Below are 16,634 nucleotides of genomic sequence, written 5' to 3' on the forward strand. Positions count from 1 at the left end.
TATTCGAAAAAGCCCCGAGCACTCTGTGTTCGGGGCTTTTTTTATGCGTATAGGAAAACCCGGAAGCATACGGCTTCGTTTTGTAGAAGAGCGTTTTAGCCGGCGTGGGAATTTGTGCTTTCCCATTGAGCGCGTTAAAAGAGAAGAACACTCCCTTTCGAAAGCCACGCCCATGCGCCTTCACGCCCATCAAAGTTTGCTTCTACTCATCGATTTTCAGTCGCGGCTGCTTCCCGTCATCCCCGGTGCCGAGCAAGGCATTCGTGAAGCGGGGTGGCTTTCCGGCGTTGCCTGTGAGCTCGACGTGCCGGTTTGGCTGACCGAGCAAAATCCGGCGCAGCTGGGACACACCGATGCGTCGCTGACGCAGGCGCTGGGTGAGCACGCGGTGTGGGAAAAGCAGCACTTCAGTATTACCGAGGAGCCCGCGTTCACGCGCGCGCTGGAAAAAGCAGAGCGAAAGCAAATCGTGCTGTGTGGTACCGAGGCGCACATTTGCGTACTGCAGAGCGCGCTAGGGCTTTTGGAGGCGGGGTTCGAGGTGTACTGGCTGGTGGAAGCCACGCTGAGCCGGCGCCCGGCAGAGGCTGAACTTGCCAGAGTGCGTGCCGCTCAGCACGGTGCGGTGAGCATAAGCGCCGACATGGCGGCTTACGAGTGGCTTCACCGCTGCGACACGGCACTTTTCAAGCGACTTCACCGAGAGTTTTTAAAGCCCCGCGCCGGGCGGGCGCTGACGTTTTCTAGCGATCCTGCTCGCGGCGCGTAAACACTAACTCACGCTCGTGTGATGCGGCCTTGTCGAAACGATACCCCGCCACATCGAATTCCTTTAACGCCTCTGGCGAGTTGACCTGCTCGCGAATGATCCAAGCGCTCATCAGTCCGCGCGCCTTTTTGGCGTAAAAACTGATGATCTTGTAGCTGCCGTTTTTTTCATCCTTGAACACCGGCGTCACGATCTCGGCGTCGAGCTTTTTGGCGTCTACCGCCTTGAAGTACTCGTTGGAGGCCAGGTTGACCAGCACGTTTGATCCGCTCTCATCAATCGCCTCGGAAAGGGCCGGCGTCAGAATCGGTTTCCAGTAGGCATAGAGATCCTTGCCCGCGGCATTGGGCAGTTTGGTGCCCATCTCCAGACGGTAGGCCTGAATCAAATCCAGAGGGCGCAACAGCCCGTAAAGCCCGGAGAGAATACGCAGATGCTTCTGGGCGAAGCGGTTCTCCTTCTCGCTAAACGATTCGGCCTCGAGCCCTGTATACACGTCGCCCTGAAACGCCTGGGCGGCGGGCTTGGCATTATCCAGCGAAAACGGCGGCTGCCACTCCTTGAAGCGCGCGGCGTTAAGCCCGGCCAGTTTGTCGCTGATGCCCATCAGCTCGCTGATCTGCTGTGGGGAGTAGTCGCGCAAAATATCGATCAGCGGCTGGCTCTGCTCGAGAAAGTCCGGCCGGGTGACGTTGTTCGTCGTGGGCGGCGTTTCGAAATCCAGCGTTTTGGCTGGTGAGATGACGCTTAGCATCGCGGGCTCCTTGAGCGCGGCATATTGAGAAACAAACCGATAGTGAGTGCGGGCAATGATACCAGGCCCCGGCATTTGCCGGGGCTATGGCGTCGATAGAAAAAGCGGACGAGCAGGGTATGGCTTTAAGGGCTCGGGTTGGAAATTCGCTGATGGATCGCGTCGATGCCTTCGAGCACCTCGTCATCGAGCTTGAGCGCTTCGCTTTCGAGGTTCGATTCGAGCTGCTCCATCGTGGTCGCGCCGATGATGTTGCTGGTCAAGAAAGGCCGCGAGTTGATGAAGGCGAGCGCCATCTGCGCCGGGTCCAGACCGTGCTTTTGGGCCAGCGCGACGTACTCCTGGGTTGCCTGCTCCGCTTGGGGCGAGGTGTAGCGCTTAAAGCGTTCGTACAGCGTCAGACGGCCCTTGGCGGGACGCGCGCCGTTTAAATACTTGCCCGACAAAACGCCGAAGGCCAGCGGCGAGTAGGCAAGAAGGCCAACGTCCTCCCTGTGGGCGATTTCGGCAAGGCCGACCTCGAAGGAGCGATTCAGCAGGTTGTAGGGGTTTTGTATTGATGCCACGCGGGGCAGGTCGAACTCCTCGGCCAGCTGGAGCATGCGCATCACGCCCCAGGGAGTATCGTTGGAGACGCCAATGGCGCGCACCTTGCCCGCATCGACCAGCTCCTTGAGCGCGCCAAGCGTTTCTTTTAACGGTGTGGCGTCTTGATCATCGGCGGCGGTGTAGCCAAGCTGACCGAAGAAATTGGTTTTGCGCTCCGGCCAGTGAAGCTGGTAAAGATCCACGTAGTCGGTTTGAAGGCGCGCAAGGCTTGCATCGATCGACTCATGGATATGGGCGCGGTTCATGCGCGAGCCGCCGCGAATATGCTCGACACCGGGGCCGACGATCTTGGTCGCCAGTTTGATGTCGTCGCGGGCGCCGCGCGCCTTGAGCCAGCTGCCGACGTACTTTTCGGTCAGGCCTTGGGTCTCGGCCTTGGGCGGAACCGGGTACATTTCGGCGGCGTCGATAAAATTAATGCCGAACGCCACGGCGCGGTCGAGCTGTTCATGGGCCTCGGCTTCGCTGTTTTGCTCACCATAGGTCATGGTGCCCAAACACAAGCGGCTGACATTGAGTCCGGTTCTGCCAAGTGGACGGGTCTGCATTTGTACCTCCTAAGCGGCGTAAAGGTTGCCCCACGGGCGGGCTTTAAGGCCCCTGCGGCAATAGCGTCAGAGCATGTTAGCGACCCCCGCTTCAACCGGCAAATGAAGGGGGTTGAGTCAAAGCGAAGGCAGGCGTATGCTTGCCAGCCCATTCGCCGACCAGGGGTCGGTTTTTTCGTAGGGTTAGCCGTTTGAGCGGGTTGGCTAGCTAAAGCTTTCAACAGATAGGCAGGGTGGTTTGCCATGCCGCAGGCATCATCTTTGTTTATTCGGCTCGAGTTTCGTTTGGCCGAACAGCTGTTTCGTTCCCGGTGGTTGCTCCCCCATTCGCGCCGCACTCAGCGTTTAACCATGCGCCTTTACAAGCGCTGCGCCGAGGCCGGGCATCCGGACGCGCTCTCCACCTACGGCCAAATGCTGTTTCATAAAAGCCGTTCGCCACAGGACAAGGCGCGTGGCGCGCGCTACGTACTGGAAGCCGCCCAGGCCGGCGACGTTCAGTCGCAATATCAGGCCGCGCGTATTCACGAGCACGGCTGCGTGCAGTACCCGTGCCGCGAGGATTACGCGGTGACCTGGTACGCCCGCGCCGCCCAAAGGGGCCACCGCCTCGCCGCCGAGCGCCTGTCGCGCGCCTATGCGCGCGGCGAGCTGGGCCTGGGCATCGATTGCGAGCGCTCCGCCTACTGGGAAAGCATCGCCAACCCCACCCAGGTGGTGGCGGCGTGACGGTGGATCGATGACACACTCTGCCGGTGAGCCGCTGCCGACCGTGCTGGACATCGAAGCCTCGGGCTTTGGCCGCGGAAGCTACCCGATCGAGATCGGCCTGGCCCGCGCCGATGGGAGCTGCTGCGCGTTTCTGGTACAGCCCTTGGAAGAGTGGACGCACTGGGACCCGAAGGCGGAGCTTCTGCACGGTATTTCCCGCGAACGGCTCTTTCAGGAAGGATACCCGGTGCGCCAGGTCGCTTGCTGGCTTAACGATGAGCTTTCCGAGCTTGGCAAGGCCTACAGCGATAGCTGGGGCTACGACAACACCTGGCTTTCGCTGCTGTTTCACCACGCCGGTATGCTGCCGCGCTTTCGCCTGGAAGCCCTGCGGATTCTGATGACCGAGCCCCAGCAGGCGCTTTGGAGCCAGACCAAAGAAGCGATCATTGGCGATCAGTCCATTCAGCGCCACCGGGCCGGCGACGACGCGCGCCTTCTCCAGCTTACCTTCGAGCGTACCCGCGCCGACCTTCAGAGCGTGATGACTAAACCCTCCTGAGCGTAGTTCTCAACGCCTACTTCAACTGGCTCTCCAGCGCCTCGACGAGCGCTTTCGGAGTGTCGGCATCCATGAGCATGGCGCGGGTCGACGCGCCGAGAAAACCGTGCTCGACGGTGTTGTCCAAAAAGGCCAATAGCGGGGCGTAGAAGCCTTCGGTATCCAGCAGCGCCAAGGGCTTTTCGTGCAATCCGAGATAGCCCCAGGTCCAGATTTCGAACAGCTCTTCGAACGTGCCGATACCGCCGGGCAGCGCCACGAAAGCATCAGCGTGGGCGGCCATGGTGGCCTTGCGCTCGTGCATGTTGGACACCCGAATCAGCTCGGTCAGCCCGAAGTGGGCCTGCTCGCGCTCGACCAGATGGGTCGGCATGACGCCGATTACCTCGCCGCCAGCTTCGAGAGCGGCGTTAGCCAGCGCCCCCATGAGCCCCACGCGCGCCCCGCCGTACACCAGGGTGTGGCCGCGATTCGCCAGAGTTTCGCCCAGCGACCGGGCCGCTTCCATGAAGGCAGGGCTTTGGCCCTCGCGCGAGCCAAGATAAACGCATATGCGCGACATAGCGTGATTCCTGTAATGCAGTGGCCGAAATGAAGGGAAGAGAACGCTAGACGTAGCGGTCGATCTGGTAGTGCTCGTCCATCCAGGCGCCGATCACGTTGTGGCTACCCAAGTGATGGGCGTACTGGGTGTGCAGGCATCGAATCTGCTGCCAGTTGCTGATGCCGCCGATGCCGCGCTCGGTCAGCACCTCGCGGTAGCCGAGCCGTTCGACCTCGCTGCGCTGCGCCTCGCTCATGAACGACCAGCGCGCCGCCACGTAGTCGCGGTGGCTTTGGCGGTAGCGCTCCAGAAACTCGGGCTCCTCCTGCAGGCGCTGCTCCAGCGACTTGATCACCCCGACCGCCTCGACCCGCGAGATTTCGATCTTGAGCACGTCCGAGCAGAGCCAGTAAAGCGTGGGAAAGGGCTTGCCGTCGACGATCGGCGCCATGCGAAGCGCCAAGGGCGTGCCGTGTTCGTCTTCAGCGGCGACGGCTTCGATACCGCGGGGCGCCCGGCCCAGCTGTCGGGTGATGATCTCAAGCTGGTGCTCGGTGGGGGCGTGATCGGTACGGATTACCATCAAAAAAATCTCTTAGCGTTGCTCGTCTCGAACAAATTTATTGGAGCGGCCCACGGCGCGGAAAAAGCAGCGGTTGAGCTGCTCCGGTGAGGCGACGTAGGACCAGGTGCGCTCGCAGTACTCGGCGGCGCGCGCGATCAGCACGTCATACAGACGATTGAACGGGGCATCATAATCGTAGGGGTCGGCGCCGAACAAGCGGATATGCGGGTAGTCGGCGAAACGCTCCACGAAATAGCGCTCCAGGTCCGCCTCCACGGTCTTGTGCCTGGCCGTATTGTCCGGCTCGAGCCAAAGGTTGTAGCGTATGGCCATAATCTCTCCTGCGCCCGGCGCGGGCGGTGGATCAGGCGGGCGCGTCCTGTAGGTGCGCCGACAGCGCCTCGCGAAGCTCACCTTCGATGGGCAGCGCGCGCTTGGCCTGATGATCGAATTGCAGCATGACGGTGTGGCCCACGTTGGTCAGCTTCCCCAACTGATGCGCTTCCTGGGTCACCGTGAACGAGCTGTTGCCCAAACGCGTCAGGTAGGTACGCACTTCGACGGGGTGACCGTAAAACAGTTCAGCGCGGTAGTCGACTTCCATGCGCGCCATCATCAGCCGCCACTTTTTGGGGTCAAGATCCGGCGTGAACAGCGTGAACAGGTCGTTGCGCGCAAGCTCAAACCAAGCGGGCAGGCGCGTGTTGTTGATGTGGCCAAGCGCGTCGGTGTCATAAAAAGCGGGTTCGATGGTGCGTGTGAACATGGGCGTCCCTTCTAAAGAGTGAAATACCTGGCATGGATGCCTGGTCGCGTTGGGTCAAACGCTGGGCGTGACGGCGAGCCGGCGTGCGATCCACCAGCGCTGAAGTTTCATCCAGCCCAGAAGCCATAGCGTCGCGACCAAAAAGCCGGCCAGCGTCCCCGGTACCAGCCCCCAAGTATCGTAAGTATAGGAAACGCACAGCGCATAGCTCCAGAGCGAACCAAGCCCCATGGGATAGTGCTTGATGACCGTCGCGGTCGGGGCGGGCCCCTGGCTTAGGTGAAGAATCAGCAAAAAGGGCAGCATGGTGATCGGGAAGGCGGCAAGAGTGCCCGCCCAAGCGGTGGGCACCCAGTGAGCCAGCGTGGTAATGACAAAAATGATGGCCGTTGCCAGCAGCGCGCGCGCGAAAAGCGCCCGCCAGGAGAACGGCGCCCGGGCGCTGGCCACGCTTTCGGGAATACGCCGAAAGAGCAGGCTGAAAACCACGATAGCGCACAGCGTTACCAGCGTGCCGGAGAGCCGCGTGAAATCGAACCGGGCGAGCACCATGCTCACAATGAGCCAGGCCACGAGCCCGCCACAGGTTCCCAGCAAAACGCCTCTCATGCCGGGCTTTCGCCCGCAAAGCCAGTAGCCCGCGCCGAGGGCCATGGTGGCGGTAAAGCCTGCCAGGGTATGGACCGCGCTTTGCGCAGCGTAGAGCGGTGAGATTTCAAGGCCAATGAAAAAAAGCGCCAGCGCCGTGCCCAGCGGATAGCCCGCCAAAAGTCCGGCGACACGAGGACTCACTCGTACTGCGATAACGCCCAGGCCCAGCACCATACCCACCGAGGCGGCGATCTTGGCTAGCTGCCAGCTGAGAGGAACTTCCAGCATTCTCGATTATCCTTGTAAGTACTAATGATTTTTAAGTTCCGCCGCTCAGGAGATCCAGGTTTCGTGGATACCGCGCCCTCATCTGGCCATTCGCTGTCGCCGCCTGCCAAACCGGCGCAGTGCGAGCTTTGCCATCGAGCCGCAGCGCTCACCAAGCACCACCTCATTCCCCGTACGCTGCACAACAAGCCGCGCTATCGAAAACGCTACAGCCGCGAAGAGCGACTGACCGCCATCGCTTGGCTTTGCCACCCCTGCCACAAGCATATCCACCGGCTTTTTAGTGAGCGCGAGCTGGCGGACCGTTTCCCGAGCGTCGAAGCGCTGGCCGAAGACCCGGACATTCGCGCCTTCGTCGAGTGGCTTTCCACCAAGCCCGCCGGGTTCAAACCGAAATCGCCGGTGCGCAAGCGCTGAGCCTGCGCGATTTGGGCATCGAGCGATGCCCGTTGCTAGCGGCGCTACACCCCATGGTCGTTTATATTCGCTGGGCTTCATATAAGCACTTTGTATACAAGCGAGCGAAACGAAAAAGCGAATAGCCGGCAATGAAAAAGGTGGAGGATAAAGACGGGGGCGATGACAACGAAGAGACACGCCGGAGCCACCGGCGCGGCGGGTTAGATCAGGCGCAGGCCCTGCTGGTCGCGCCAGGCGGCGTCGAGGGCCTGCTCAAGCGGCGCCTGGAGATGGGCGGGCAGCGCGGCGCGGGCGGCTTCTTGTGAATCGAACGCGCGGTTTTTGAGCCAGCAGTAGGCCCAGGCGCACGCCTCTTCATCGCTTTGCGGCGTGGGGCGGGCGGGCATCTGGTTAAGCAAAAACACTGCGGTGCGCGGCGCCCAAAGCGGCATGGCGCCCTCGGTGTCTTCGCTCCAGCGCTCGAGATCCAGGCCGCTGGGCGTGGCTTCCGGCGTGCCCAGCTTGGCGACCCGCGCGGTTTCCGCCAAAATGAGCGCCAACTGGTCGGCATCTGCCTGACCCAGCGAGCGCCACTGGCGTAAAAGCGCCGCCAGCCCTGCGCGCATTTTGGTGTAAAAGTCGTTTTGCGCCATGCTCGTCGTCAATCCTTTCGCAATCAGTGAGAACTCTTATGGGCTTCGATTTTGCCACGCCTGTCGAGCGGCGCCACCCTGAAGGCGGCTACTCGTCACAAAAATGGCACCGCTACGGCGCCGATATCCTGCCGCTGTGGGTGGCGGACATGGACTTTCGCTCGCCGCCGGCGGTGATCGAGGCGCTCGAGCGCCGCGTCGCTCACGGCGTGTATGGCTACGGCGAGGTGCCCGCCTCGCTCAAGAAGACGCTTTGCGACTGGAGTGCTACGCACTACGACTGGCCGATCGAGGCCGAGTGGCAGCACTGGCTGCCAGGCGTGGTGCCCGCGCTGCACTTTGCAACACTCGCGCTGACAAAGCCCGGTGACGCCGTGCTTACCGCCACGCCCATCTACCCGCCGTTTCTGGCCGTGGCCGAGCGTACCGGGCGCCTGAGCCAGCAAGCGAGGCTCGCCGAACCCACGGGCCCCGGTGAGCCCTGGCGGCTCGATCTCGAAGCGCTGGAAGCCGCCATCACGCCAAAAACGCGCCTGCTGCTCTGGTGTCACCCGCACAACCCGACCGGCCGCGTCTGGCGTCATGAAGAGCTGGCCGGGTTGGCCGAGCTGGTCGAGCGCTTCGATCTCTTCGTGGTGTCCGACGAGCTTCACTGCGATCTGCTGCTCGAACAAGGCGCGCGCCACCGTCCGCTGGCCGCGCTGTTCCCGGCGCTTGCCCGGCGTACGATCACGCTCTGGGCGCCGTCAAAGACCTTCAACCTGGCAGGGCTCTCGAGCGCTTGCGCGGTCATTCCAGACGCGGCTATCCGCCAGCGCTTTGCCACGGCCTGCAAGGGGTGGCTTCCGGAGGTGAACGTGCTGGGGTTGGTGGCCGCCGAAGCTGCCTATGGTGAGGGCGAGCCCTGGCGTCAGGCGATGCTCGAGGTGCTGCGCGGCCACCGCGACAGGCTGGAACGTTATGTGGCCAACTGGCCCGGGGTGAGCCTGAGCGCCCCACAAGCGACCTATCTGGCGTGGCTCGATGTGCGCCAGGCGAACCTGGGCGATTCGCCCTATCAAGCGCTCAAGGAGCGGGCGGGGGTGGCGCTTTCCGACGGGGCGGCGTTTGGCCGCCCCGGCTTTCTGCGTCTGAATTTCGGCACCACGGCCGCCGAGCTGGAGGCGGCGCTTGCGCGGCTCGACGCGGTGCTCGGGGCCGCGGCTCAATAGAGCAGGGCGAACAGCTTGCGCCGGTAGGCCACGGTCAGCGGGTGATCGGCGCCGAGGGCGTCGAACACCTGCAACAGCGTCTTGCGCGCGGCGTCATCGTTATAGGCGCGGTCAGCCTTCATCAGCGCCAGAAGCCCTTCGAGGCCCGAATCGTAGTCGCCGTCGGCAACCTGGCGCAGGGCACGCTGGTAGCGCGCTTCGCTGTCGTCGCGATCACCCAGCGCGGCGATCTCCTCTGCGCTGAGCGCCTGCTCGCTGAATTCGATGCTGGCGCGCACGCCGCGGGCGGCTGCTCCTTCGCGCTCCTCCGGCGGCAGGTTGTCGAGCACCCCGCGCGCCTCGTCGCGCTGGCCCTCGGCGACGAGTACTTTGGCAAATGCCACCTGGTAGGCGTGATACTCCGGGTACTGGGTGATCAGCGTCTGATAGATCTCTTTGGCAGTGGCGGTGTCGCCCTCGGCCAGCGCCGCCTCGGCTTGCTCTTCCGGCGTTGCCGGTGCGTCTTCCGGGGCCTGAATGTAGCGCCCGAGCCACTCGCGCACCTCTTTTTCCGGCTTTGCGCCTTGGAAGCCATCAACCAGGCCGCCCTGGCTTACGAGCTTCACGTCTGGCACCGAGCGCACGCCGAGCTGCGCGGCGATCTCCGGGTTGGCTTGGGCGTCGAGCTTGGCCAGCAGGAAGGCGCCGCCGTACTCCAGCGCCAGCTTCTCGAGTACGCTGATCAGTTGTTGGCAGGGTTCGTTGGCCGGCGAGTAGCTGTCGAGCAGTACCGGCACCTGGCTCGAGGCTTCCAGCACTTTCTGAATGTTGGCCGCGCTCAGCTCGATGATCACATCGTCGCGGGCGACGGCGGGCCGGCTGCCGCTAGCGGCAGTGTCGGCGGCGGGTTCGGCCGTCAGCGTATTTCCGGTGCGGGGATCAATAATCGACATGTCACGTTCTGCGCTCTGCTAGGGAAAGAATAAAACAAGCATGGCACATGATATTAAGGCGGGGAGGGCGTTATTCAAGCGGTGCCGCGCAGGCGGCGACACCGCAAAGGTATGACCGGTTACTGGCGGGCGTCGAGCTCGGCCTGCATGTCGTCGATCATGGCGTACATGTCGTCACATAGTGCCTGGGAGGGCTCGTGGCCCGAACCTGGCTCCATCATTTCGAGCTCTTCCTGATGGCGGCCCAGCACGTCCTGAACGTTGCCGGCGCTGGTGATCGCCTCCATATCGGCGGTAAGATCCTCAGCGGTTTTGCCCTGCTGCATCTGGTTGGCCGCGTAGGCTTCCAGCTGATCGTACACGTTCTGGTTGGCGGCCATCAGCGCCTCGGAAGAGCACGCTTGGCTCTGGGCGAAGGCGCCCTGGGTGGTCAGGGCAGCGGCCAGGCTCAGAAATAGTGCGATTTTTTTCATGAAGAGACATCCTTTATAGGTAGAGCGTTGCGGTCAAGAGACACTCTCAATCGTGAGTCGTTCCCGTAACGCTGTCATTTGAGCAGGAAATGCCGGCAGCACCGCTTGGCAAAGCGCCTGACCCTCTGGTGATTCCAGCGTCAACGGCGAGGTGACGGGGCGATCCTCGACCAGTCGCCCCGCGCCCATGACCAGTACCCGCGAGCAGAAGCGCTCAACCAGGCGAAGATCGTGAGTGACGAACAAGAACGCCACGCCGACATCGCGCTTAAGCGCTGTGAAAAGCTCGAGCATCTGGATCTGCAGGTGCAGATCCAGATTCGACACCGCTTCATCGAGCACGATCAGCGACGGCCGGGGAGCCAGCGCGCGGGCGATACACACGCGCTGAAGCTGGCCGCCGCTGAGCTCGAAGGGGTAGCGGCGGGCAAGCCGGTGCGCCAGGCCAACGGCATCGAGAAGCTCCGCCACCCGGGCCGGGTGCTGGGCACGGGGTAAATCGGTCAGGTGAATCAGCGGCTCGCTGATGATGTCGGCCATGGTGAGGCGCGGGTTCACCGCGCTCTGCGGGTCCTGAAACACCATCTGCACCTGGCGGCGAAACGCCTGCCAGCCGGGCTTGTCGAGCGTCGATATCGCCTTGCCTTGAAAGCGCACCGTGCCCTGGCGTGGCGTTTCGAGCCCGGTGAGCAGGCGCGCCAGGGTGCTCTTGCCGCAGCCGCTGCGCCCCAGAAGCCCCAGGGTTTCGCCTTGGGCGATGTCGAGCGACACCGCTTCCAGCACGGGCGGGGCCGGGTGGTGGCGCAAAAGGGATCGTCTCGAGGCGTAGCCGTGAGAGACGCCGTCGGCGCTTAGAAAGCTCATGTGATAACCCTCATGGCGGTGCCTGCAGATGGGGGTAGAGCGCCAGGTGCGCCTCGACCAGCGCCTGAGTGACGCCGTGCTGCGGGCGCTTAAACAGCGTTTCGACCGGTGCGCTCTCCACCAGCCGGCCCTGGTCCATCACCAGCACCCGGTCGGCCAGACGCGCCACCACGCCCATGTCGTGGGTGATCAGCAAAATCCCCAGCCCGAAGCGCGTACGCAGGTCGGCGAGCAGATCGAGAATGTCGCGCTGGTGGATCACGTCGAGATCCGTGGTCGGCTCGTCGGCGAACAGAAACGGCGCCTCGCTTGCCAGCGCCAGCGCGATCATCGTGCGCTGAAGCATGCCGCCGCTCATTTCAAACGGGTAAAGCTTTAAAAGACGCTCGGGGTCATCGAGGCCCGCGTCCAGCATCGCCTGGCGAGTGCGCGGGCCGCGCGCCTTTCTGGCCACGCCAAGGCCTTTGAGCGTCTCATCGAAGTGACTTTTGAGCGTGCGCACCGGATTGAAGGCGCTGCGCGGGTTTTGCATGATCGAGGCCACCACCCGCCCGCGTAAGAGCGTCGCGGCAATCGGCGCGCCGTCGAGGTGGACCTGGCCCGCGCGTTTGAGCGTGCCGCTGGGCAGGGTGTCGAGGGCCGCCGCGCAGCTCAGCGACTTGCCCGAGCCGCTGGCGCCGACCAGCGCCACCACTTCGCCGCGCGCGAGGGTGATCGAGACGTCGTCGACCAGGCGCTCGTCGCGGGTGTCAACGGTCATGCCGTCAAGCGTCAGGGTGCGGTGCGTGGGCGGCGCGTTCAATGCATGTGCTCCCGTTGGAGTTGAGGGTCGAGGCGGTCGCGCAGCGCGTCGCCCATCAGGTTGAAGGCCATCACGCTCACAAACAGCGCAAGCCCCGGCCAGAGCATCAGCATCGGTTGGGTCCAGACGAACTGGCGTGCATCCGAGAGCATCACGCCCCACTCCGGCGTCGGCGCGGCGACGCCAAGCCCGAGAAACGAAAGGCCCGAGACGTGCAGCATGATGTGACCGATATCGAGCGAGGCGAGCACCGCCAGCTGTGACAGCGTGGACGGCAGCAGGTGGCGAGTAAAGATGCGCAGCCGCCCGGCGCCGGCCATGCGCGCGGCGCTGATGTAGTCACGATGCTTGAGCGACAGCACCACCGAACGCACGATGCGTGCGTACCAGGCCCAGTGGGAGAGCGCGATGGCGAGTATCACGTTGACCAGGCCCGTGCCCAGCATGCCGATCATGAACAGCGACAGCACGAAGGTGGGAAAGGTCAGAAAGATGTCCGTCATCCGCATGGCGATCTGGTCGAAACGCCCGCCGATGAATCCGGCGCTGCCGCCCACCACGATGCCCATCGCCAGCAGCAGCGAAAGCGTTACGGCGACCACGCCGAGCGAGACCCGCGTGCCCTCCAGAAGCCGTGCGAGAATGTCGCGCCCCAAGTGGTCGGTGCCGAGCCAGTGCGTGGCGCTCGGCGGGGCGAGGCGCTCTGGCAGCGCCACGGCGTTGGGGTCGAACGGCGAAAGCCCGGCGCCGAACAACGCCACGAATACCAGCCCCGCCACCAGCGCCAGGGCGATATGGGTGGTCAGCCGCGCTTTGGGTAAGCGCCCCCGAGATGGAAATTGAGATGACGGCGATTGAGACGGCGATAACGGTGCGCTTGACGTGCTCACTGTACGCCCTCCCCGGAAATGCGAATGCGCGGGTCGGCGGCGGCGTAGACGATATCTACGATCAGGTTGCAGACCACGAAGATGGTCACCATCAGCAGCGTGAAGCACTGGATGACCGGGTAGTCGCGGTTGAAGATCGCCGACACGGCGTAGCGCCCGACGCCGGGCCAGCCAAAGATGCTCTCGATGATCAGCGTACCGCCGATCAGCTCGCCGACGTGCATGCCGGTGGCGGTGATGATCGGAAGCAGGGCGTTTCTCAGCACGTGTCGACGCTCCACCTCGCGCTCACCAAGCCCGCGCAGGCGGGCGTACTGGACGTGGCGCTGGCCTCCCACCTCCAGCATGCTGGCGCGCAGCAGCCGCGCGTTGATCGAAAGCGACATCAGCGAAACCGCCACGGCCGGTAGCACCAGATGCGCGACCCCACCGCGGCCCATCGGCGGAAGCCACCCCAGCGTGACCGAAAACAGCAGCACCAGCAAAAAGCCGAGCCAGAAGTTGGGCATCGACACGCCGAAAAAAGCGATCACGCGCACGACGATATCCGGAGCGCGGTGGTGGTGACGCGCCGCCCAGCGCCCGAGCGGGATCGACACCAGCAGCGTCAGCACCAGCGCGACGCCAGCAAGCTCGAGGGTGGCCGGCAGAAAGTGCAGCATGTCCTTGAACACCGGGCGCTGAGTGGCGTAGGAGACGCCGAAATCGAGGCGCAAAGCGCTTGAAAGCCACTGAGCGTACTGGGTGATCAGCGGCTGGTCGAGACCCAGCGCCGCCCGAGCGTGCTCGAGCGCCTGGGGCGTGGGCGGCACCTGAGAGAGGCGCAGGTAGTCCATCGCCGGGTCCGACGGGCCCAGGCGCAGCAGCAAAAAGATGATGATGGACGCCGCCAGCAGCAGTAGCGGCAGCAGCAACAGCCGCTTGAGGATAAACCCGGCCATCAGCGCTCGGCCTCGGGGGTGAACTGGTCAAACGGAATTTCGCTGGCCATGGCGCCAAAGTGGATCTCGCCGACCTTGGGTGAAGCCACGGCGAGCACGCTGGAATAGGTCAGCGGCAGATAGATGGCGGCCTCGTGCAGGCGGGTCAGCAGCGTCTCGTAAAGCGCCTGGCGCTGCGTCTCGTCGGTCGACGTGAGAATGTCGCCGATCAGCGCGTCGATGTCGGGTTTGTCGGCAAGCCCCAGCTGCGCCTGGTAGTCGGCGTGGGCGGGGGCGCGCATGGCGCTGATGAAGGCGTGGGGGTCAAAAGGCGCCCCCCAAGTGCGGTTGAAGATCATGCCGAAACGCCCGTCGCGCTGGCGGGCGTAGACACTGCTCTCCTCCTCGCCGATCAGGCGAACCATCATGCCAAGCGCCGAAAGCTCCGCCTGGATGATTTCCGCTGTGGATTTCGACACCGCATCGTTGCCAACGAACACCAGATCGATCTGCAGCGGCTCGCCATCCTTCATGCGCACGCCGCGATCAAGGCGCCAGCCCGCCTCATCGAGCAGCTCGGCGGCGCGCTCGGGGTTAAACGCGTAGGGGGTGAGCCCTACATCGGCGTAGGGCACGCCCGGGGGGAACAGTGTATCGGCGACCTGCTGCGTACCGTAGAAGACGCTTTCGGCGATGCTGGCCTTGTCCACCGCGTGGTTGATCGCCTGGCGTACGGCCAGATCCGCCGTGGCGCCGCGCTGGCTGTTCAGCGCCAGCATCAGGGTTTCCGTCGGCTCGGAAAGCGCCGTCGTGTAGCGCTCGTCCTGGGAGAAGCGCGCATAGGTGTCCGGCGAGATCAAGCCGCTGGGCCCGTAAATCAGGTCGATCTGGCCGGTTTGAAGCGCCAGCGCCCGGGTGTTGGGATCGACGATCACGCTGATGTTCACCTCATCGACAGCGGGCGCTTCGCCCCAGTAGGCGTCGTTTCGCACGAAGCGATCAAACTCGCCCAGGCGCGTCTCGTCAAGCTGCCAAGGGCCGGTGCCGACCGGCGCGCGCACGCCGTCGGCGGAGGTACCATCGATCAGCTGTGACGGGGCGATAAAGCGAAACGGGCGGGGCAGCGCCAGATCCTGCAGCACCGGGTAGTAGGGTGCGTGCAGGTTCAGCTCGACGCGAAACTCGTCCAGCGCGCGAACGCTTTCGATCTGCTCGGTCAGCCCAAGCCAGGCGTGGCGCTCGCGGTTGGCCAGAACCGCCTCGAAGTTGGCGTTGACCGCCGCGGCGTTAAAGGGCTCGCCGTTGGAGAACGTGACGTCGTCACGCAGCGTGAAGGTGTAGGTGCGCCCGTCATTGGTGATCTCCCAGCGCTTGGCAAGCCAGGGCGCCACGGTGCCGTCGGCCTGGTAGCGCACCAGCGGTTCATACACCATCGCCTGGGCAAACATCTGGTTGGGCGTATAAAGGTGCGGGTTCAGCGCCCCCACGTTGCTCGGCCAGGAGGCCTCGAGTCGCGTTTGGGCCGCGGCTGGGCCGCCAAGTCCCAGCGTCAGGGAGAGTGCCAGCAGGGCACCTAAAGCTGCGCGCATGATTACCTCGGTTCGCTCGAGCATTTACTCGAACATGATGCAGAGTCAGTATGATGAATTTAGAAAATTATCATACTTTCGCACCGAGGCGTAGGCGGGCGCCCGCTCGAGCCCCTTCAATGCGAGCGGGCGCGGCGCTCTAGCTTGCCTGGCCGCAGCGCTCGATCTCGTCGGCAATCTGCTCGAGCAGCGCCGGGTAGAGCGACTCACCCAGCGGCAGGCCGACGCCCAGCGGGTCGAGCACGCCGGTGGTCGTCGCGGTGTCGCCAAAGACGCTTTCGACGAGCTGGGCGTTGAACTGCGGCTCGCTGAACACGCACTGAATGTTCTCTTCTCGCACCAGCGTCTGCAGCGCCTCGATGCGCGCCGGGCTCGGCGCGGAGGCGTCACCCAGCGAGATCGCCCCGGCAGCGGGTACGTCGAAGGCCTCCTCGAAGTACTGGTAGGCGTCGTGGAAGACGACGTAGCGGGTGTCGTGGTGCTCGGCCAGGCGCTGATCGAGGCGCGCCTCAAGCTCGACGAGCGCCTGTTGGCCCTGTTCGGCGTTGGCGCGGTAGTCGTCGGCGTTGTCCGGGTCGAGCTCGCTTAGCTGCTCGGCGATGGCACCCAGCCACTGGCGGGCGTTCTCGGGCGAGAGCCAGGCGTGGGGGTTGGTGCCCTCGTGGCTGTGCTCATGGCTGTGGCCATGGTCATGAGCGTGCTGGTTATCATGCTCGTGCTCATGGTCATGGTCATGGTCATGATCGTGTGAGTGCTCATGATCGTGAGAATGATCGTGGCCGTGACCGTCACTATCGCCGAGGGCGAAGGTGGCGCCGTCGCGGTACTCGAGGACCTGCGTGCCCGGGGCCTTCATCAGCTCGAGATGGCGCGCATCGGAGGCGAGGTTGTCGATCGGCCCTTCGAGCCAGGGGGTGAGGTCGTTGCTCACCCAGACCACCAGGTCGGCGTCGTCGAGCGCCTGGGCTTCCGAGGGGCGCAGCGAGTAGCCGTGGGGCGAGGCGCCGGGCTGGATGAAAAGCGCAGGCTCGCCGTGTTCGCCCAGCACGGTGGCGACCAGCGACTGCACCGGGGGAATGTCTACCGCAACGCGGGGAGCGTCGGCGGCAGCGGCCAGAGGGAAGACCAGCAGCAGGGGCCAGGATAAACGCGTAGACAGCATGGTGTGCTCCAGAGAGTCATCGAGGGTTGGTC

Annotated in this window: 22 protein-coding genes; 5 read left to right on the top strand and 17 right to left on the bottom strand. The window is 63.8% G+C overall.

What is annotated here, in order from left to right; translation table 11 throughout:
• Window positions 1-190: hypothetical protein (locus ACGLWX_RS16205; RefSeq protein ID WP_396241281.1), on the bottom strand; the 190-nt coding region annotated here is incomplete at its 3' end.
• On the opposite strand from ACGLWX_RS16205, the gene ACGLWX_RS16210 reads away from it, so the two are divergent.
• A complete protein-coding gene (locus ACGLWX_RS16210; protein ID WP_396241283.1) occupies window positions 173-769 on the top strand; it encodes an isochorismatase family protein in 597 nt (198 codons plus the stop codon). The genes ACGLWX_RS16205 and ACGLWX_RS16210 overlap by 18 nt on opposite strands.
• Here ACGLWX_RS16210 and yaaA read toward each other — a convergent pair.
• The gene (yaaA, locus tag ACGLWX_RS16215; RefSeq protein WP_396241285.1) at window positions 744-1,523 is read right to left on the bottom strand and encodes a peroxide stress protein YaaA; all 780 of its coding nucleotides are present in this window, start codon (window positions 1,521-1,523) and stop codon (window positions 744-746) included. The genes ACGLWX_RS16210 and yaaA overlap by 26 nt on opposite strands.
• A 125-nt stretch (window positions 1,524-1,648) precedes the next feature.
• Window positions 1,649-2,680 carry an NADP(H)-dependent aldo-keto reductase gene (locus tag ACGLWX_RS16220; protein ID WP_396241287.1) on the bottom strand — a complete coding sequence of 344 codons (1,032 nt, stop codon included), beginning with the start codon at window positions 2,678-2,680 and terminating at the stop codon, window positions 1,649-1,651.
• Window positions 2,681-2,923: 243 nt separating this feature from the next.
• Between ACGLWX_RS16220 and ACGLWX_RS16225 the strand changes: the two genes are divergently transcribed.
• On the top strand, window positions 2,924-3,409 hold the full coding sequence (locus ACGLWX_RS16225; RefSeq protein WP_252109428.1) for a tetratricopeptide repeat protein: 486 nt from the start codon (window positions 2,924-2,926) through the stop codon (window positions 3,407-3,409).
• A gap of 10 nt (window positions 3,410-3,419) precedes the next feature.
• Entirely contained in the window at window positions 3,420-3,953 is a 534-nt protein-coding gene (locus tag ACGLWX_RS16230) for a hypothetical protein (RefSeq protein ID WP_252109429.1), read from the top strand.
• 16 nt (window positions 3,954-3,969) lie between these two features.
• On the opposite strand, the gene ACGLWX_RS16235 is transcribed toward ACGLWX_RS16230, so the two are convergent.
• The 5 genes from ACGLWX_RS16235 to ACGLWX_RS16255 are packed head-to-tail and all read right to left on the bottom strand — an operon-like array spanning window position 3,970 to window position 6,707.
• Window positions 3,970-4,515 carry a TIGR00730 family Rossman fold protein gene (locus ACGLWX_RS16235; RefSeq protein WP_252109430.1) on the bottom strand — a complete coding sequence of 182 codons (546 nt, stop codon included), beginning with the start codon at window positions 4,513-4,515 and terminating at the stop codon, window positions 3,970-3,972.
• 46 nt (window positions 4,516-4,561) lie between these two features.
• Window positions 4,562-5,080 carry a DUF501 domain-containing protein gene (locus ACGLWX_RS16240; RefSeq protein ID WP_252109431.1) on the bottom strand — a complete coding sequence of 173 codons (519 nt, stop codon included), beginning with the start codon at window positions 5,078-5,080 and terminating at the stop codon, window positions 4,562-4,564.
• 12 nt (window positions 5,081-5,092) lie between these two features.
• Window positions 5,093-5,395: a hypothetical protein gene (locus ACGLWX_RS16245; protein ID WP_252109432.1), complete on the bottom strand. Its 303-nt coding sequence runs from the start codon at window positions 5,393-5,395 to the stop codon at window positions 5,093-5,095.
• A gap of 31 nt (window positions 5,396-5,426) precedes the next feature.
• A complete protein-coding gene (locus tag ACGLWX_RS16250; protein WP_252109433.1) occupies window positions 5,427-5,828 on the bottom strand; it encodes a thioesterase family protein in 402 nt (133 codons plus the stop codon).
• A gap of 54 nt (window positions 5,829-5,882) precedes the next feature.
• The gene (locus ACGLWX_RS16255) at window positions 5,883-6,707 is read right to left on the bottom strand and encodes a hypothetical protein (protein WP_396241289.1); all 825 of its coding nucleotides are present in this window, start codon (window positions 6,705-6,707) and stop codon (window positions 5,883-5,885) included.
• A gap of 63 nt (window positions 6,708-6,770) precedes the next feature.
• On the opposite strand from ACGLWX_RS16255, the gene ACGLWX_RS16260 reads away from it, so the two are divergent.
• Window positions 6,771-7,124, top strand: a complete 354-nt coding sequence (locus ACGLWX_RS16260; RefSeq protein ID WP_252109435.1) for a hypothetical protein — start codon at window positions 6,771-6,773, stop codon at window positions 7,122-7,124.
• 203 nt (window positions 7,125-7,327) lie between these two features.
• On the opposite strand, the gene ACGLWX_RS16265 is transcribed toward ACGLWX_RS16260, so the two are convergent.
• Window positions 7,328-7,759: a hypothetical protein gene (locus ACGLWX_RS16265; RefSeq protein ID WP_396241291.1), complete on the bottom strand. Its 432-nt coding sequence runs from the start codon at window positions 7,757-7,759 to the stop codon at window positions 7,328-7,330.
• 38 nt (window positions 7,760-7,797) lie between these two features.
• Between ACGLWX_RS16265 and ACGLWX_RS16270 the strand changes: the two genes are divergently transcribed.
• A complete protein-coding gene (locus tag ACGLWX_RS16270) occupies window positions 7,798-8,970 on the top strand; it encodes a MalY/PatB family protein (protein ID WP_396241293.1) in 1,173 nt (390 codons plus the stop codon).
• Here the strand turns inward: ACGLWX_RS16270 and ACGLWX_RS16275 are convergent.
• From ACGLWX_RS16275 to ACGLWX_RS16310, 8 genes are all read right to left on the bottom strand, one after another.
• Entirely contained in the window at window positions 8,964-9,902 is a 939-nt protein-coding gene (locus ACGLWX_RS16275) for a co-chaperone YbbN (RefSeq protein ID WP_396241295.1), read from the bottom strand. The two genes, ACGLWX_RS16270 and ACGLWX_RS16275, sit on opposite strands and share 7 nt — an antisense overlap.
• A 119-nt stretch (window positions 9,903-10,021) precedes the next feature.
• Window positions 10,022-10,375 carry a hypothetical protein gene (locus ACGLWX_RS16280; protein WP_396241297.1) on the bottom strand — a complete coding sequence of 118 codons (354 nt, stop codon included), beginning with the start codon at window positions 10,373-10,375 and terminating at the stop codon, window positions 10,022-10,024.
• A gap of 33 nt (window positions 10,376-10,408) precedes the next feature.
• Complete coding sequence (gene nikE, locus ACGLWX_RS16285; protein ID WP_396241299.1) at window positions 10,409-11,239, bottom strand: nickel import ATP-binding protein NikE; 831 nt, start codon at window positions 11,237-11,239, stop codon at window positions 10,409-10,411.
• A gap of 10 nt (window positions 11,240-11,249) precedes the next feature.
• Window positions 11,250-12,041 carry an ATP-binding cassette domain-containing protein gene (locus tag ACGLWX_RS16290; RefSeq protein ID WP_396241301.1) on the bottom strand — a complete coding sequence of 264 codons (792 nt, stop codon included), beginning with the start codon at window positions 12,039-12,041 and terminating at the stop codon, window positions 11,250-11,252.
• Window positions 12,038-12,931: a nickel ABC transporter permease subunit NikC gene (nikC, locus tag ACGLWX_RS16295; protein WP_396241303.1), complete on the bottom strand. Its 894-nt coding sequence runs from the start codon at window positions 12,929-12,931 to the stop codon at window positions 12,038-12,040. The genes ACGLWX_RS16290 and nikC overlap by 4 nt, the downstream gene beginning before the upstream one ends.
• Complete coding sequence (nikB, locus tag ACGLWX_RS16300) at window positions 12,928-13,872, bottom strand: nickel ABC transporter permease subunit NikB (RefSeq protein ID WP_396241305.1); 945 nt, start codon at window positions 13,870-13,872, stop codon at window positions 12,928-12,930. The genes nikC and nikB overlap by 4 nt, the downstream gene beginning before the upstream one ends.
• The gene (gene nikA, locus ACGLWX_RS16305; protein ID WP_396241307.1) at window positions 13,872-15,440 is read right to left on the bottom strand and encodes a nickel ABC transporter substrate-binding protein; all 1,569 of its coding nucleotides are present in this window, start codon (window positions 15,438-15,440) and stop codon (window positions 13,872-13,874) included. Before nikA ends, nikB begins: the two co-directional genes overlap by 1 nt.
• A 139-nt stretch (window positions 15,441-15,579) precedes the next feature.
• Window positions 15,580-16,602 carry a zinc ABC transporter substrate-binding protein gene (locus tag ACGLWX_RS16310; RefSeq protein WP_396241309.1) on the bottom strand — a complete coding sequence of 341 codons (1,023 nt, stop codon included), beginning with the start codon at window positions 16,600-16,602 and terminating at the stop codon, window positions 15,580-15,582.
• Between the last annotated feature and the right edge of the window lie 32 nt (window positions 16,603-16,634).

The sequence above is a fragment of the Halomonas sp. HMF6819 genome, assembly GCF_044335525.1.
Classification (GTDB): Bacteria; Pseudomonadota; Gammaproteobacteria; order Pseudomonadales; family Halomonadaceae; genus Vreelandella.